15 protein-coding genes are annotated in these 15924 nt (G+C 66.6%); 14 read left to right on the top strand and 1 reads right to left on the bottom strand.

Features of this window, described 5'->3' with window-relative positions:
• Positions 1-122 precede the first annotated feature (122 nt).
• The 4 genes from PI87_RS18320 to murU are packed head-to-tail and all read left to right on the top strand — an operon-like array spanning position 123 to position 2978.
• Complete coding sequence (locus PI87_RS18320; RefSeq protein ID WP_039599143.1) at positions 123-1196, top strand: aminoglycoside phosphotransferase family protein; 1074 nt, start codon at positions 123-125, stop codon at positions 1194-1196.
• 5 nt (positions 1197-1201) lie between these two features.
• A complete protein-coding gene (locus tag PI87_RS18315; RefSeq protein ID WP_039599142.1) occupies positions 1202-1942 on the top strand; it encodes an AzlC family ABC transporter permease in 741 nt (246 codons plus the stop codon).
• On the top strand, positions 1939-2262 hold the full coding sequence (locus tag PI87_RS18310) for an AzlD domain-containing protein (RefSeq protein ID WP_039599141.1): 324 nt from the start codon (positions 1939-1941) through the stop codon (positions 2260-2262). Before PI87_RS18315 ends, PI87_RS18310 begins: the two co-directional genes overlap by 4 nt.
• A 17-nt stretch (positions 2263-2279) precedes the next feature.
• Entirely contained in the window at positions 2280-2978 is a 699-nt protein-coding gene (gene murU, locus PI87_RS18305; protein ID WP_039599140.1) for an N-acetylmuramate alpha-1-phosphate uridylyltransferase MurU, read from the top strand.
• A 1-nt stretch (position 2979) separates the two neighbouring features.
• On the opposite strand, the gene PI87_RS18300 is transcribed toward murU, so the two are convergent.
• Complete coding sequence (locus tag PI87_RS18300) at positions 2980-5049, bottom strand: putative bifunctional diguanylate cyclase/phosphodiesterase (protein WP_039599139.1); 2070 nt, start codon at positions 5047-5049, stop codon at positions 2980-2982.
• A gap of 230 nt (positions 5050-5279) precedes the next feature.
• Here PI87_RS18300 and PI87_RS18295 point away from each other — a divergent pair, with 230 nt between their 5' ends.
• The 10 genes from PI87_RS18295 (at position 5280) to ruvB (ending at position 15917) form a co-directional block, all read left to right on the top strand.
• A complete protein-coding gene (locus PI87_RS18295) occupies positions 5280-6656 on the top strand; it encodes an aminopeptidase P N-terminal domain-containing protein (protein ID WP_039599138.1) in 1377 nt (458 codons plus the stop codon).
• Positions 6653-7879, top strand: a complete 1227-nt coding sequence (locus PI87_RS18290) for a UbiH/UbiF/VisC/COQ6 family ubiquinone biosynthesis hydroxylase (protein WP_039599137.1) — start codon at positions 6653-6655, stop codon at positions 7877-7879. Before PI87_RS18295 ends, PI87_RS18290 begins: the two co-directional genes overlap by 4 nt.
• Positions 7880-7882: 3 nt before the next feature.
• Positions 7883-9121, top strand: coding sequence for an NAD(P)/FAD-dependent oxidoreductase (locus tag PI87_RS18285; RefSeq protein WP_039599136.1), 1239 nt, complete (start codon positions 7883-7885; stop codon positions 9119-9121).
• Between the two features lie 196 nt (positions 9122-9317).
• Positions 9318-10385 carry a tRNA dihydrouridine synthase DusB gene (gene dusB / locus PI87_RS18280; RefSeq protein WP_039599135.1) on the top strand — a complete coding sequence of 356 codons (1068 nt, stop codon included), beginning with the start codon at positions 9318-9320 and terminating at the stop codon, positions 10383-10385.
• Complete coding sequence (locus PI87_RS18275; RefSeq protein ID WP_021196530.1) at positions 10382-10615, top strand: Fis family transcriptional regulator; 234 nt, start codon at positions 10382-10384, stop codon at positions 10613-10615. Before dusB ends, PI87_RS18275 begins: the two co-directional genes overlap by 4 nt.
• 105 nt (positions 10616-10720) lie before the next feature.
• Positions 10721-12295 (top strand): bifunctional phosphoribosylaminoimidazolecarboxamide formyltransferase/IMP cyclohydrolase, encoded by a 1575-nt coding sequence (gene purH, locus PI87_RS18270; protein WP_039599134.1) that lies wholly within the window; start codon positions 10721-10723, stop codon positions 12293-12295.
• A gap of 82 nt (positions 12296-12377) precedes the next feature.
• On the top strand, positions 12378-12923 hold the full coding sequence (ruvC, locus tag PI87_RS18265) for a crossover junction endodeoxyribonuclease RuvC (RefSeq protein ID WP_039599133.1): 546 nt from the start codon (positions 12378-12380) through the stop codon (positions 12921-12923).
• 79 nt (positions 12924-13002) lie between these two features.
• Positions 13003-14151: a glycerophosphodiester phosphodiesterase gene (locus tag PI87_RS18260; RefSeq protein WP_039599132.1), complete on the top strand. Its 1149-nt coding sequence runs from the start codon at positions 13003-13005 to the stop codon at positions 14149-14151.
• 58 nt (positions 14152-14209) lie between these two features.
• A complete protein-coding gene (gene ruvA, locus PI87_RS18255; RefSeq protein ID WP_039599131.1) occupies positions 14210-14791 on the top strand; it encodes a Holliday junction branch migration protein RuvA in 582 nt (193 codons plus the stop codon).
• A 64-nt stretch (positions 14792-14855) separates the two neighbouring features.
• Positions 14856-15917: a Holliday junction branch migration DNA helicase RuvB gene (gene ruvB, locus PI87_RS18250; protein ID WP_039599130.1), complete on the top strand. Its 1062-nt coding sequence runs from the start codon at positions 14856-14858 to the stop codon at positions 15915-15917.
• Positions 15918-15924: the final 7 nt, after the last annotated feature.

Raw genomic sequence — 15924 nt, 5'->3', positions numbered from 1 at the left:
CGTCATCGGTCGGTGTTTTGCCGCGCCGGGCCGGCCAGACAGGGCCAGCGCTCGCTCGCGGCGAAACTCGGTCGGGTATTATACGGGGCTTCCTTCCTGCCTCATTCCAGCGTTCCCTCAGCATGGCTTCGACCCCTGGCGCCGCTACCGGCGCAACCGACGCGCGTCTCGACCAACTGCGCGACTGGCTCAGCACTTTGCCCGCCGCCCATGAACTGCGCATCGGCACGCTGCGCCCCGCCTCGGCCGATGCCAGCTTCCGTCGTTACTTCCGCATAGATGGCGCCACTGGTGGCCAATCCAGCACGCTCATCCTCATGGACGCCCCGCCGCCGCAGGAAGACTGCCGCCCGTTCGTCCACGTGGCTGGCCTGCTGAACGGTGCCGGTGTGCACGCGCCGCAGGTGCTGGAGCAAGACCTCGCGCAAGGCTTTCTGCTGCTGACCGACCTGGGCCCGCAAACGTATCTGCAATCGCTGCGCGAACGCGATTTCGACCTCGCCTACGCCAACACGCTCTTCCGCCCGGCCATCCATACACTAGTGCGCTGGCAATCGGCCTCGCGCGAAGGCGAGCTACCGCCGTACGACGAAGCGCTGCTGCGCCGCGAACTGTCGCTGTTTCCCGACTGGTATGTCGACCGCCACCTGCAGCGCCCGCTCGACGCCGCCCAGCGCGAATCGCTCGACAAGGTGTTCAAGCTGCTGGTCGATAGCGCCCTGGCCCAGCCGCGCGTGTACGTGCATCGTGACTACATGCCGCGCAACCTGATGATCAACGTGGCCGATCCGTCGCGGCCGGGCGTGCTGGACTTCCAGGACGCCGTCTACGGCCCGATCACCTACGACGCCGCCTCGCTGCTGCGCGACGCGTTCCTGTCGTGGGACGAAGAGCAGGAGCTCGACTGGGCTGTGCGCTACTGGGAAGCCGCCCGCAGCGCCAAGCTGCCGGTGGACGAAGATTTTGGCGAGTTCTACCGCGCGCTGGAATGGATGGGCGCGCAGCGTCACCTGAAGGTGGCCGGCATCTTCGCGCGCCTGCGCTACCGCGACGGCAAGACCGGCTACGTGGAAGACACACCGCGCTTCATCGCCTACCTGCGCCGCGTGTGCAGCCGTTACAACGCACTGGCGCCGCTCGCCCGCTTGCTCGATCAGCTCGAAGATCGCGCCCAGCAGATCGGCTACACGTTCTGATTCCCATGACCCCAATTGGCCACCCCGGTCGCGCTGCCGAATTCCGCGCTGGCGCCCTGGCGCTTGCGCCCATGCTGCTGGGCGTGGTGCCGTTCGGCCTGATCTACGGCGTGCTGGCCACCAACGCCGGCATGCCTGCCTGGCTGGCGGTGGCGATGAGCGCCATCGTCTTCGGCGGCGCCTCGCAGATGATCCTGGTGCAGCTATGGGCCGGCGGCGCGCCCGCGCTGGTGATTGCGGCAACGGTGTCGATGGTCAACCTGCGCCACGCGCTGTACTCGGCCAGCATCGCCCCGGCGCTCGCACATCTGCCGCGCCGCTGGAAATGGCTGATCGCCTATCTGCTGACGGACGAAGCGTTCGCTGCGATGAACCGCCGCGTCGTCAACGCACGGCCGGGCACTGAAGAGACGACCTACCGCCATTGGTACTTCCTCGGCGCCGGTGTGGCGCTGTGGACAAGCTGGCAAACGTCGACCATCGTCGGCGTGGTGCTGGGCGCGCAGGTGCCAACCACCTGGCCGCTCGATTTCTTCCTGCCGCTCACGTTCATCGCCATCGTGGTGCCGTCGCTGCGTACGCGTGCGCAACTGGCCGCGGCGCTCTGCGGCGCGGCACTGGCTGTCGCATGGACGGGCTGGCCGCACAAGCTGGGGCTGATGAGCGCGGCGTGCGTCGGTATCGCCATTGGTGCGATTGTCGAGCGGTTGCTTGCTCGGCCGTCCGATAAGGGGGCCACCGCATGAAAGCCTTGATCCTCTTCGGCGTGTTGCTGATTTCCGGTGCGGCCACCTACCTGATCCGCCTGTCGTTCATCGCGCTGGAAGGGCGCATGAACCTGCCGCTGTGGTTCCGCAGCGCCCTGCCCTACGTGCCGGCCGCCATGCTGACGGCGCTGATCGCGCCGGATTTGCTGATGCACGACGGTGCGCTGGCATCCATCGACAACCCGCGCCTGCTTGCCGGCATCGTCGCGATCGTCATCGCCCGCGTGACCAAGAGCGCGATGTGGACCATCGTCGGCGGCATGGCTGTCCTGCTGATTCTCATGAAGGTGATGGCTTGAGTTCCACGACGCGCGCCATGATTTTTGCGGCGGGCCGCGGGGACCGCATGCGCCCGCTGACCGACCACACGCCCAAACCTCTGCTGAAGGTAGGCGGCAAACCGCTGATCGTCTGGCAAATCGAACGCCTTGCCACGGCCGGTGTGCGCGACATCGTCATCAACCATGCATGGCTGGGCGCGCAGATTGAAGCCACGCTCGGCGACGGCAGCGCCTGGGGCGTACGCCTTGCCTATTCGCCGGAAGGTGAAGCGCTGGAGACCGCTGGTGGTGTCGCGCAGGCCATGCCGCTGCTGCACGCCGGTGACGGCCACAGCGTGTTCATCGCCATCAGCGGTGATGTGTTCTGCGATTACGACTACGCCACGCTGCGTGACCGCGCGCCCGCCATGGCTGCGCAATCCGCGCCGGGCATGCACCTCGTGATGGTGCCCAACCCACCCTATCACGCTCGCGGCGACTTTGCCCTGACCGACGACGGCGCCCTCCATGCCGACGGCGCGCAACGTCTCACGTTCGGCAACATCGGCCTGTACGACACGCGCCTGTTTGCCGGCATCGCGCCCGGCACGCGCCTGGCGATGACGCCGCTGTATCACCAGGCCATCGCCGAGCGCCGCGCTACCGGCGAGCGGTTCGATGGCCGCTGGGAAAACGTCGGTACCCCGGCCCAGCTGGCCGCATTGGATGCCGAGCTGGGGTCGCAGCCGGCCTGAGTCAGGGCAACGGCGACGTCGTTGTGGCGCTCAACAGTTCAGCCGTCATCGGACGGCCCAGCAGGTAGCCCTGCAGTGAATCGCACCCGAGCCGGGTGAGGAACGCCTGCTGCTCGGCCGTCTCCACGCCCTCGGCAACGATGCGCAGGTTCAGCGTCTGGCCCAGCGCCACGATGGCCGAGACGATGGCCGCATCCTCGGTGTCATGCGCCAGGTCGCGCACGAAGCCGCGGTCGATCTTCAGCTCGCTGGCTGGCAGGCGCTTGAGATACAGCAGACTGGAATAGCCGGTACCGAAATCGTCGATGGAGATGCGCACGCCCATGGCGTCGAGCTGCTGCAGGATGTGCAGGCTGGCATCGGCATCGCGCATGGCGGTCGACTCGGTAATCTCCAGCATCAGGCAATGTGCGTCGAGCGCATGGCGCGCCAGCGCGTCACGCACCGTGTCGATGAGCGCCGCGTGGGCAAACTGCAGCGCGGACAGATTCACGGCGACGCTCCACGTGGTGTGCCCCTCGCTGTGCCACTGCGCCATCTGGCGGCAGGCTTCGTTCAGCACCCACGCACCCAGCGGCACAATCAGGCCGGTCTTCTCGGCCAGCGGGATGAACTCGTCCGCCGAGACCAGCCCGCGCACCGGATGCTGCCAGCGCACGAGCGCCTCTACGCCGAGGATCGGGCCATTGGGCGCGTGAAACTTCGGCTGATAGTGCAGCACGAGTTCATTCCGATCGATCGCCAGGCGCAGGTCCTGCACAAGCTGCAATTGCTTGTGCACGTTGGCGTTCATCGACGGCTCGAAGAAGCAGTAGGCGTTCCGGCCCAGGCCCTTGGCGTGGTACATGGCCGCATCGGCATTGGTGAGCAGGTCGTGCTGGTTGCCGCCGTCGCCGGGGTACATGGAGATGCCGATGCTGGTCGACACACGCAGTTCGTGCCCACCCGCCATGAACGGCTCGCGCACCACCTCCAGCAGCGCATCGGCCAGCGTACCGGCGTCTTGCGGATCGTCCACGTAGGCGAGCACGACAAATTCGTCGCCGCCTACGCGGGCCACCGTGTCTTGCTGCCGCACGCGCGCGACGATGCGTTGCGCCACGTCAATCAACAGCAGGTCGCCCACATGGTGGCCGTAGACGTCGTTGATCGCCTTGAAGCCATCCAGGTCCATGAACATCAGCGCGAAGTGGCGCTTCTCGCGGTCGGCCGTGCGGATCGCCTGGTTCAGGCGGTCTTCCAACAGCAGGCGATTGGACAGCTTGGTCAGGTTGTCGTGCAGCGCCAGGTAAGCCAGCTCCTGGTTGGCTTCCGCCAGCGAGTGCGCCAGCACAGCGGTGCGCGCCTCCATGCGCAGGTCGAGCACGGAGATGATGAGCGCAATCGCCAGCACCGCCAGCGTGACGATGATGATGACCAGCGCCAGCCATTCCGCACTCGCGCCGGTATGCGCCGCGCCGCACACACTGCCGAACGGGAATGCAGCAGCAGCCATGCCCGTGTAATGCATGCCGACAATCGCCACGCCCATCACCACGGCCGATCCGGCCCGCAGCGCACGCACGCGCTGCGACTGTTGCCGCAGCCGGAAGGCAATCCACAGCGCCACGCCCGAAGCCAGCACCGCCACCCCCACCGACAGCGCGAAGATCGCGGGGTCGTACTGAATGCCCGGCGTCATGCGCAGCGCGGCCATGCCGGCGTAGTGCATGCCGGCCACGCCCGAGCCCATCAGCAGCGCGCCACCCACCAGCCGCAGCCATGGCAGTTCGCGCCGGCTCACCAGCCACAGTGCAAATGCCGATGAAGCAATGGCAATGGCGAGCGAGCCAAGTGTGATGGATACGTCATAGCCAAGCGGAATCGGCAGGCTGAAGGCCAGCATGCCGACAAAGTGCATCGACCAGATGCCCAGCCCCATGGCGGATGCGCCGCCGATCAGCCACCAGAACGCGGCGCGGCCCTGCGCAGTGACGACCCGGCCCGCCATATCCAGCGCCGTATACGACGCCAGGATGGCCACAAAGAGGGAAAGAAGGACAAGAAGGGGGTTGTAGCTGCTGGCAAGCATCGGTTCTCCAGGACAGGCCGATCCAATGCGGCGTGCCACACGCGGGCGTGCGTCGCAAACGAGGGATTCGTGACAATCCGGATTTATCGACCAAGTCCGCCCGAGACTTTAGGAGAGACGACACCCACGCCACAAGTCTCCTTTTGGGTGTGACCCCCACCCCGCGCAAAGTGCCGCGAATGGGGCGGCGTTACAATCGGCGCATCTATCTGCCGCCCGGAATCCACGCCATGTCCGCCACTGAACTCGCCTTCCTCCAGACCTATCGCCAGCGCCGCGAGCGCGTCGCGCAGTGGCTGCGCGCGGCAGGTGGCGGTGTGGCCATCGTGCCGACCGCGCCGGAAGCCATGCGCAACCGCGACAGCGATTACCCCTACCGGCACGACAGCTATTTCTATTACCTGACGGGCTTTACCGAACCCGAAGCGGTGCTCGCGATCGTAGTGCCAGCCGGCGGCGAACCCGCACGCAGCGTACTGTTCTGCCGCCCCAAGCATGAAGAGCGCGAAATCTGGGACGGCTTCCGCTTCGGCCCCGAAGCCGCAAAGGAAGCCTTCGGCCTGGAGGAAGCACATTCCGTGGAAGACATCGACGCGACCTTGCCGGGGTTGCTCGCCAACGCGGCGGCCGTGGCCTATCCGCTGGCCGAGAGCGGCACGTTCGACCGCCGCATGCGCCGCTGGCTCGACGCCGTGCGCATGCAGGGCCGCGCGGGCGTGTCGTCGCCGCATCAGGCGCTCGACGTGCGCGCCATCCTCGACGAGCTGCGCCTGTTCAAGGACGCGGGCGAACTCGACATCATGCGCCGCGCCGGGCGCATCTCCGCCGGGGCGCACGTGCGCGCCATGCAGGCCTCGCGTGCCGGTCTGCGCGAATACCACCTCGAAGCCGAACTGCTGTACGAATTCCGCCGCCACGGGGCGCAGAGCGTCGCCTACAACTCCATCGTCGCCACCGGCCCGAACGCGTGCGTACTGCACTACCGCGCCGGCAACGCCGAACTGCGCGACGGCGACCTCTGCCTGATCGACGCCGGCTGCGAGTTGGACGGCTACGCGTCGGACATCACGCGCACCTTCCCAGTCAACGGCCGCTTCACCGGGCCGCAGCGCGAGCTGTACGAACTCGTGGTGGCCGCGCAGGAAGCGGCCATTGCCGAGACCCGCCCCGGCGTGCCTTACAACGTGCCGCACGACGCCGCCACGCGCGTGCTGGCCCAGGGCATGCTCGACACCGGCCTGCTCGATGCCAACCAGGTCGGCACGCTCGACGACGTGCTCGCCGGCGGCCAGTACCGCCAGTTCTACATGCACCGCACCGGGCACTGGCTCGGCATGGATGTGCACGACGTAGGCGAATACCGCACGCCCGGCGCCGCGCCTGCGCAGGGCGAACGCCCGTGGCGCCCGCTCGAAGCCGGCATGGTGCTGACCGTCGAGCCGGGCATCTACGTGCGCCCCGCGGCAGGCGTGCCCGAGCAGTACTGGCACATCGGCATCCGCATCGAAGACGACGCCATCGTCACGCCCAACGGCTGCGAAATCATCACGCGCGATGTGCCGGTGGCCGCTGACGAAATCGAAGCGGTGATGCGAGGCCAGCAATGACGGACACGATCGCCACAGCCCCGGACTTCGACGTCGCCATCGTCGGCGCAGGGCCCGTGGGGTTGGCGCTGGCCAACTGGCTGCTGCGCGATACCGACTGGCACATCGCCTTGTTCGATGCGCGCGATGCGGAAGCCGCCGCACGCGACCCGCGCGCGCTGGCGCTGTCGCACGGCTCACGCGTGCTGCTGCAGGAAATTGGCGGCTGGCCGGCGCGCGCCACGCCCATCACGCACATCCACGTCTCGCAGCGCGGCCACTTTGGCCAAGCGCATATCCGCCGCGAAGACTACGACGTCCCTGCGCTCGGCCATGTCGTGCAATACGGCGACCTGAGCGCCGCGCTCAATACCGCGCTCGCCGCACAGATGCAGCGCTACCCGAATCGCCTGACGCGTTACGACCACACGCCGGTCGAGCGCGTCGAGCAACTGCCGCGCGCCGATGGCACCGTCGCCCCGGCACGCGTGCGGGCATTACGCGAAGGTCGGCATCCGCTCGCCATCGAAACCGAAATCGTCGTGCAAGCCGAAGGCGGTTTGTTCGACGATGCACGCAAGCAGGCCGGTGGCCTCTCGCATGCACGCCGCCGTGACTACGGCCAGACCGCCATCGTCGCGCACGTACGTTGCTCGGCGCCACTGGAAGGCTGGGCGTGGGAGCGCTTCACCAATGAAGGCCCGCTCGCGCTGCTGCCGCAAGACGACGCGCAAGGCCCCGGCTACGCGCTCGTCTGGTGCTGCTCACCCGATGAGGCACGCCGCCGCGCAGGCTTGCCGGAAGACACCTTCCTCACGGAACTGAGCACCGCCTTTGGCGACCGCATGGGCCACTTCACGCAGGTCGGCCCGCGCCACACCTTCGCGCTCGGGCTGCATGCGCAGCGCATCCCGGTGGATCGCCGTGTCGCTGCCATCGGCAACGCCGCGCAGACCATTCACCCCGTCGCCGGCCAAGGCTTCAACCTGGGCCTGCGCGATGCGTTCGAGATGGCACGTGCGCTGCGCGATGCGGCAACGCCCGCCGCACTGGCACGCTTCGCCCGCGAACGCGCATTCGACCGCGCTGTCACCATCGGCCTGACCGATCTGCTGCCGCGCGCGTTTGCCATCCCGGGCCGGCCGTTCGGCCACCTGCGCGGCGCGGCGCTCACGCTGCTGGAATGCCTGCCGCCGCTCAAGCACGGGCTGGCACGGCAGATGATGTTCGGGCAGCGGGGCTAGCGCGTGCAGATCACCGTGGTGGGTGCCGGCATTGTCGGCACCGCGTGCGCACTGCAACTGCAACGCGATGGACACCAGGTCACCCTGCTGGATCAGGCTGGCGTTGGCGAAGGCTGCTCGTTTGGCAACGCCGGCTGCCTGAGCGTGGCCTCCGTGGTGCCGATGGCACTGCCCGGCATGCTGATGCAGGTACCGAAATGGCTGGCCGATCCGATGGGCCCGCTGACGGTGCGCTGGCCCTATCTGCCGCGAGCGCTGCCCTGGCTGTTGCGATGGGTGCGCGCCGGCAACGAGGCGCAAGCCCGCGCCACCGCACAGCCGCTGGCGAATCTCTTTGGCGCGACCTTCCCCGGTTATCGCAGCCTGCTCGATGCCGCGCAATATGACGGGCTGATCCGCCAGACGGGCCACCTGTATGTGTGGCGCACGCTGGCGCGCTCGTCGGGCGATCTGCTGGCGCAGTCGATTCGCGACGCGACGGGCGTGCGCTCCCAATCGCTAAGCGCAGGCGAAACGCGCGAACTCGAGCCCACGCTCGCCCCCGACATCCAATCAGGTCTACTGCTGCCCGACAACGGCTTCACGTGCAATCCGGAACGGCTGGTAAAAACGCTGGCGGCCAACTTCGTGGCCGTAGGCGGCACGGTCCTGCGGCGCAAGGTGCTCGACTTCGCATTCGACGCGCAAGGCCCGACGCGGCTCTATACAGACTGCGGCACGCTGCCCGCCTCCACCCTCGTCCTCTGTGCGGGTGCATGGTCGATGCGGCTGGGCGCCACACTCACAGGCATCCGCATCCCGCTCGATACTGAACGCGGCTATCACACCATGCTGCGCGCGCCCACCGTGCAGCCCTCGCGGCCGATCATGGATTGCGAACGCAAGTTCATCGCCACGCCCATGGAAGGCGGCCTGCGCATTGCCGGCACGGTGGAAATCGGCGGGCTGGACGCCCCGCCCGATTACCGGCGCGCTAACGTCCTGCAGAGACAGGGCCAGCAGCTCTTCCCCGGCCTCACGTTTGCCGACGACAGCGCCTGGATGGGCCACCGGCCATCCCTGCCGGACAGCCTGCCCGTGATCGATCGCTCGGAGCGCTATCGCAACGTCTTCTTTGCCTTCGGCCACGGCCACCTCGGCATGACCGGCGCCCCCGGCACGGCCCGACTGATCGCCGATCTGGTGGCCGGACGCGCGCCGTTCATCGACGCCGGCCCCTACAGTCTGCAACGGTTCCAATAACGACTGCCTCGACAGCGACGCCCTCGCCGACCGCACTGCGGCATAGTTTGTGCACAACATTTAGGCAATTCGGCCGTTTGGCGGTAAAATCCCGTCCTCGCATTTTTTACCCCCGTCGCTCCGCCCAATGTGTCAACCGACCCGGGCGGAAGGGGTTGTTTTTCGTTTCTCCATCGCTAGCCACGCATCACGCACCGTGCAGATCGGACCGCATACCCTCCGCAACAACCTGTTCGTCGCCCCCATGGCGGGCGTGACGGACCGCCCGTTCCGCCAGCTCTGCAAGCGGCTGGGCGCGGGCTATGCGGTGTCCGAGATGGTCGCGTCCAATGCGCAGCTCTGGAAAAGCGAGAAAACCATGCGGCGTGCCAATCACGAAGGCGAAGTCGAGCCGATCTCTGTGCAGATTGCCGGCGCCGAGCCGATGATGATGGCCGAGGCCGCGCGCTACAACGTCGATCGCGGCGCGCAGATCATCGACATCAACATGGGCTGCCCGGCCAAAAAGGTGTGCAACGTGGCGGCGGGCTCTGCCCTGCTGCAGAATGAGCCGCTGGTCCAACGCATCGTCGAGGCGGTGGTCGGTGCCGTGGGCGACCGCGTGCCGGTCACGCTCAAGATCCGCACCGGTTGGGACCGCGAGCACCGCAACGCGCTCAAGGTCGCGCACATCGCGCAGGACGCTGGCATCAGCATGCTGACCGTGCACGGCCGTACACGTGCCGACCTGTACCACGGCGATGCCGAGTACGACACCATCGCCGCGGTCAAGGCGTCGGTACGCATTCCAGTGGTGGCCAATGGCGACATCACCACACCGGCCAAGGCCAAGCATGTGCTGGCCGTGACTGGCGCAGACGCCATCATGATCGGTCGCGCGGCGCAGGGGCGCCCGTGGCTGTTCCGCGAAATCGATCATTTCCTGCAAACCGGCACGCTGCTGCCGGCGCCGGAGGTGGAAGAGATCCGCGGCATCATGAACACGCACCTGGAAGAGCACTACGCGTTCTACGGCGAATACACGGGCGTGCGCACCGCACGCAAGCACATCGCCTGGTACACGCGCGGGTTGGCGGGGGCCAACCTGTTCCGCCACCGCATGAACACGATCGAAGACACCGCAGCCCAGTTGGCGGCGGTCAACGCATTCTTCGACGAACAGCGCGCGCTGTCTGATCGACTGGTCTATGAAGACCAAGCCACCGACAGCGAGCGCCCCACGACGGGCAACAACAACGACAACAAGGAACTGCTTGCCGCATGAGCCGCAACCCGATCGAACGCTGCATCCGCGACAGCCTGGATACGTACTACCGCGACCTGGATGGCGAGAACCCGTCCAACGTCTACGACATGGTGCTGCAGGCCATTGAACGGCCGCTGTTGGAAACCGTCATGGAATGGGCCTCCAACAACCAGTCGCAGGCCGCCGATTACCTCGGCATCAACCGCAATACGTTACGCAAAAAGTTGCAACAGCACGGGCTGCTCTGACGTAACTGAGATAGCGTTCCGGCTTCGAACCGATTTCCTTTCCGACGGCGCCAGGGGTACAAACCCAGTGCCACATCCGCTCACCGGCCTACCGGTATTTTCACCATGATCCAGCAAGCCCTGCTTTCCGTTTCCGACAAGACCGGCATCGTCGACTTTGCCCGTGCCCTGCACGCGCGCGGCGTCAAGCTCCTCTCCACCGGCGGCACCGCCAAGCTGCTCGCTGAGTCCGGCCTGCCCGTGACGGAAGTGGCGGACTACACGGGCTTTCCGGAAATGCTCGACGGCCGCGTCAAGACGCTGCACCCGAAGGTGCACGGCGGCATCCTGGCCCGCCGCGACCTGCCCGAGCACATGGCCGCGCTGGCTGAGCACAGCATCCCGACCATCGACCTGCTGGTGGTGAACCTGTACCCGTTCCAGCAGACCGTGGCCAAGGACGAATGCTCGCTGGCCGACGCCATCGAGAACATCGACATTGGCGGCCCGACCATGCTGCGTTCGGCGGCCAAGAACCACCGCGACGTGACGGTCATCGTTGACCCGGCGGACTACGCCACCGTGCTGGCCGAAATGCAGGCCAACAACAACACCGTCGGCTATGAAACGAACTTCATGCTGGCCAAGAAAGTGTTCGCACACACTGCGCAGTACGACGGCGCCATCACCAACTACCTGACGAGCCTGGGCGCCGACAAGTCGCACAGCACGCGCAGCGCTTACCCGCAAACGCTGAACCTCGCCTTCGACAAGGTGCAGGAAATGCGCTACGGCGAGAACCCGCACCAGTCCGCCGCCTTCTACCGCGAGCTCAAAGCCACAGACGGCGCACTGGCTGCCTACAAGCAACTGCAGGGCAAGGAACTGTCGTACAACAACATCGCCGACGCCGATGCTGCGTGGGAATGCGTGAAGTCGTTCGACCCGGCCAAGGGTGCTGCATGCGTGATCATCAAGCACGCCAACCCGTGCGGCGTGGCCATCGGCGGCACCGCGCAGGAAGCGTACGAAAAGGCCTTCAAGACCGATTCGACCTCGGCCTTCGGCGGCATCATCGCCTTCAACGTGCCGCTGGATGAAGCGGCCGCACACATCGTCGCCAAGCAGTTCGTGGAAGTGCTGATCGCCCCGGGCTTCACGGAAGGCGCGCGCGCCGTGTTCGCGGCCAAGCAGAACGTCCGCGTGCTGGAAATTCCGCTGGGCAAGGGCGTGAACGCGTATGACTTCAAGCGCGTTGGCGGCGGTCTGCTGGTGCAGAGCCCGGATGCCAAGAACGTGCAGCCGAGCGAGCTGCGCGTGGTCACCAAGCGCCACCCGACCCCGAAGGAAATGGATGACCTGATGTTCGCCTGGCGCGTCGCCAAGTTCGTCAAGTCGAACGCCATCGTGTTCTGCGGCGGCGGCATGACGCTGGGCGTGGGTGCCGGCCAGATGAGCCGCGTGGACTCGGCCCGCATCGCCAGCATCAAGGCGCAGAACGCCGGCCTGACGCTCGCCGGTTCGGCCGTGGCGTCGGATGCGTTCTTCCCGTTCCGCGATGGCCTGGACGTGGTGGTCGACGCCGGCGCCTCGTGCGTGATCCAGCCGGGCGGCTCGGTTCGTGACGATGAGGTGATCGCCGCCGCCGACGAGCGCAACGTGGCGATGATCTTCACGGGCACGCGTCACTTCCGCCACTAAGCAACACGGCGGCTCTCCCGATCAGCGGGGCAAGGCGTAAACTGGCGCCTTGCCCCGTTTTTCTTTTCTCAGCTCATCTTTCATGCGCATTCTTGGTATTGACCCCGGCCTCCGCACCACGGGTTTCGGCGTGCTCGAACGGCACGGCCACAAGCTCGTCTATGTGGCCTCGGGCACGATCAAGAGCAACGGCAATGCCGACCTGCCCAGCCGCCTGAAGACGCTGTACGACGGCGTTGCCGAACTGGTTAGCACGTACCGACCCGACTGCGCCTCCATCGAAAAAGTGTTCGTCAACGTCAACCCGCAATCGACCTTGCTGCTGGGCCAGGCGCGCGGCGCGGTGATCTGCGGGCTGATGAGCGGCCACCTGCCGGTGTTCGAATACACCGCGCTGCAATTGAAGCAGGCCGTGGTCGGCTACGGCCGCGCCAACAAAGATCAGGTGCAGGAGATGGTCGTGCGCCTGCTCAACCTCGAAGGCAAACCCGGCTCGGATGCCTCCGACGCGCTGGGCGTGGCGATCTGTCATGCACACGGCGGTGAGACGCTCGCCGCCATGGCCGGGCTGGCACCGCAGCTTGCGCAAAAGGGCCTGCGCGTACGGCGCGGGCGCCTGGTCGGCTGACAGGATTCTCAAAGCCTGCGGGTAGCCCCCTCACGACACCGCGACTACCATGCGGGGAGTCCGTTTCCGGGAGCCCCCGATGTCGCACCGTCTTGCCCAGTTGAGCCCGCTTGTCCTGACTGCAATCGTTGCGCTGTCCGCCTGCAGGACGGAATACAACCACGGCGGCAACAATGGCGGCGGCGGTGGCGGCACCACGCCCATCACCACCATCCAGGTGATCGGCCACCGGGGCGCCTCGGCACTGCGACCCGAACACACGCTGGCGTCCTATCAGAAGGCCATCGACGACGGCGCCGACGTGATCGAGCCGGACCTCGTCTCCACCAAGGACGGCGTGCTGGTGGCGCGGCACGAGAACGAGATTTCCGGCACCACCAACGTGGCCGACATGTCCGCCTTCGCCGGTCGCAAGACCACCAAGACGATCGACGGCCAGAGCGTCACCGGCTGGTTCACAGAGGACTTCACCCTCGTTGAACTCAAGACGCTGCGTGCACGCGAGCGCATCCCGAACATCCGCCCCAACAACGTCGTCTACAACGACCAGTTCCAGATCCCCACGCTCGACGAGATCGTTGCGCTGGCGCGGGACCAATCCGCCAGGCTCGGCCGCAACATCGCCATCTATCCGGAAACCAAGCACCCGACGTACTTCCAGTCGATCGGCCTGCCGCTGGAAGACAGGCTGATCGACGGCCTGCGCCGCGACGCCTTCACGGCCAGCCGGACCACGGTGTACATCCAGTCGTTCGAAGTGGCGAACCTCAAGGCCATCCGCAACAGGATCGGCGGCAGTCAGCCCAACTGGCGGCTCGTGCAACTGATGGGGACGTCCGGCAGGCAACCGTACGACTTCGTGGTCGCCAAAGACAGCCGCACCTACGGCGACATGATGACCAGCCGCGGCATGCGTGACATCGCCGCGTATGCCAACGGCGTCGGCCCGGACAAGAGCAGCATCATGGGGCTCGATGCCAACGGCAAGCTCACCGACCCGACCGACCTCATCCGCAACGCGCACAGCGCCGGGCTGGTCGTCCACCCATACACCTTCCGCCCCGAGAACACGTTCCTGCCGCCGTCACTGCGCAGCGGGGCGGACAACACGCGCAACGTGAGCGGCTCGATCACGGAGATCCAGGCCTTCCTGCGTGCAGGCGTGGACGGCTTCTTTACCGACGACCCCGCCATCGGGCGGCAGGCTGTGTCGACCTTCAAGCGCTGAGGCATTGGCGCAGCCCGGCATCGGCTACACTGCGTCCCGTTTTGGAGGAACTCAACTCATGATCGGACGCATCGCCGGGACGCTGATCGAAAAGAACCCGCCGCACCTGCTGGTCGATTGCCACGGCGTCGGCTACGAGATCGACGTGCCGATGAGCACGTTCTACAACCTGCCCGCCACCGGCCATCCCGTTATCCTGCTCACACAGCAGATCGTGCGCGAGGATGCGCACCTGCTCTACGGTTTCGGCACCGCCGCCGAGCGCGAGACCTTCCGCCAGCTCATCAAGATTTCTGGCATTGGCGCGCGGATTGCGCTGGCGGTACTGTCGGGCATGTCAGTGGCCGAACTGGCGCAGGCCGTCACGCTGCAGGAAGCCGGGCGGCTCACGCGCATCCCTGGCATCGGCAAGAAAACCGCCGAACGCCTGCTGCTCGAACTCAAGGGCAAGCTCGGCGCGGACCTGGGCGCAGTGCCCGGTGGCCCCGCCGTGTCCGACGACGCCGCGGACGTGCTCAACGCCCTGCTGGCGCTGGGGTATTCCGACAAGGAAGCCGCGCTCGCCATCAAGCAGGTGCCGGCCGGCACGGGTGTCTCCGAAGGCATCAAGCTGGCGCTCAAGGCGCTCTCCAAAGGCTGACGCCAGCACGGCGTGCAGACGGTAAAATGGCCTGTTCGCGGCCATCCCGTGCCGTCTGCCCGTCATGATCGAAACCGACAAGCTCGCCGCCAAGGCTGCCTCTGCTGAACGCCTGATTTCAGCCTCCCCCGCCTCCCCCAACGAGGAGGCCTTCGAGCGCGCGCTGCGCCCCAAGCTGCTCGACGAATACGTCGGCCAGGAAAAGGTGCGCGGCCAGCTCGACATCTTCATGACGGCGGCCAAGAAGCGCAGCGAAGCGCTGGACCACGTGCTGCTGTTCGGCCCGCCGGGCCTGGGCAAGACAACGCTGGCGCACATCATCGCGCGCGAGATGGGCGTCAACCTGCGCCAGACCTCCGGCCCCGTGCTGGAGCGTCCGGGCGACCTGGCCGCGCTGCTCACCAACCTCGAAGCCAACGACGTCCTCTTCATCGACGAGATTCACCGGCTCTCGCCCGTGGTGGAGGAAATCCTGTACCCGGCGCTGGAGGACTACCAGATCGACATCATGATCGGCGAGGGCCCGGCGGCGCGCTCGGTCAAGCTCGATCTGCAGCCGTTCACGCTGGTGGGTGCGACCACGCGCGCCGGCATGCTGACCAACCCGCTGCGTGACCGCTTCGGCATCGTGGCGCGGCTGGAGTTCTATACGCCGAGTGAGTTGGCGAAGATCGTCACGCGCTCGGCTGGCCTGCTCAACGCCAAGATCGCCGAAGACGGCGCGCTGGAAATCGCCAAGCGCTCGCGCGGCACGCCGCGTATCGCCAACCGCCTGCTGCGCCGCGTGCGCGACTACGCCGAGGTGAAAGCCGATGGCGTCATCACCCGCAAGGTGGCCGATGCCGCGCTGGCGATGCTGGATGTGGATGCGGTCGGCTTCGACCTGATGGACCGCAAGCTGCTCGAAGCGATCCTGCACAAGTTCAACGGCGGGCCGGTCGGCATCGACAACCTGGCCGCCGCCATCGGCGAAGAGCGCGACACGATTGAAGACGTGCTCGAGCCCTACCTGATCCAGCAGGGCTACCTGCAGCGCACCCCGCGCGGGCGCATCGCCACAGCCTCGGCGTACCAGCATTTCGGGCTGGGCGCACCCAAGGGCGATCTCTGGGACGCCAACAATTAACGCCTCA

It is taken from the genome of Ralstonia sp. A12, from assembly GCF_000801955.1.
Lineage (GTDB): Bacteria > Pseudomonadota > Gammaproteobacteria > Burkholderiales > Burkholderiaceae > Ralstonia.
Note: the sequence above shows the minus strand (reverse complement) of the source record. Positions and strands in the feature narration are given on the sequence as shown.

What these genes read in the sequence shown, in the direction of transcription:
- PI87_RS18275 (WP_021196530.1), top strand. Translation starts at nt 10,382, where the DNA reads ATGAGCCGCAACCCGATCGAACGCTGCATCCGCGACAGCCTGGATACG.
- PI87_RS18260 (WP_039599132.1), top strand. Translation starts at nt 13,003, where the DNA reads ATGTCGCACCGTCTTGCCCAGTTGAGCCCGCTTGTCCTGACTGCAATC.
- ruvA (WP_039599131.1), top strand. Translation starts at nt 14,210, where the DNA reads ATGATCGGACGCATCGCCGGGACGCTGATCGAAAAGAACCCGCCGCAC.
- PI87_RS18290 (WP_039599137.1), top strand. Translation starts at nt 6,653, where the DNA reads ATGACGGACACGATCGCCACAGCCCCGGACTTCGACGTCGCCATCGTC.
- PI87_RS18310 (WP_039599141.1), top strand. Translation starts at nt 1,939, where the DNA reads ATGAAAGCCTTGATCCTCTTCGGCGTGTTGCTGATTTCCGGTGCGGCC.
- PI87_RS18300 (WP_039599139.1), bottom strand. Translation starts at nt 5,049, where the DNA reads ATGCTTGCCAGCAGCTACAACCCCCTTCTTGTCCTTCTTTCCCTCTTT.
- PI87_RS18295 (WP_039599138.1), top strand. Translation starts at nt 5,280, where the DNA reads ATGTCCGCCACTGAACTCGCCTTCCTCCAGACCTATCGCCAGCGCCGC.
- murU (WP_039599140.1), top strand. Translation starts at nt 2,280, where the DNA reads ATGATTTTTGCGGCGGGCCGCGGGGACCGCATGCGCCCGCTGACCGAC.
- purH (WP_039599134.1), top strand. Translation starts at nt 10,721, where the DNA reads ATGATCCAGCAAGCCCTGCTTTCCGTTTCCGACAAGACCGGCATCGTC.
- ruvB (WP_039599130.1), top strand. Translation starts at nt 14,856, where the DNA reads ATGATCGAAACCGACAAGCTCGCCGCCAAGGCTGCCTCTGCTGAACGC.
- PI87_RS18320 (WP_039599143.1), top strand. Translation starts at nt 123, where the DNA reads ATGGCTTCGACCCCTGGCGCCGCTACCGGCGCAACCGACGCGCGTCTC.
- PI87_RS18315 (WP_039599142.1), top strand. Translation starts at nt 1,202, where the DNA reads ATGACCCCAATTGGCCACCCCGGTCGCGCTGCCGAATTCCGCGCTGGC.
- ruvC (WP_039599133.1), top strand. Translation starts at nt 12,378, where the DNA reads ATGCGCATTCTTGGTATTGACCCCGGCCTCCGCACCACGGGTTTCGGC.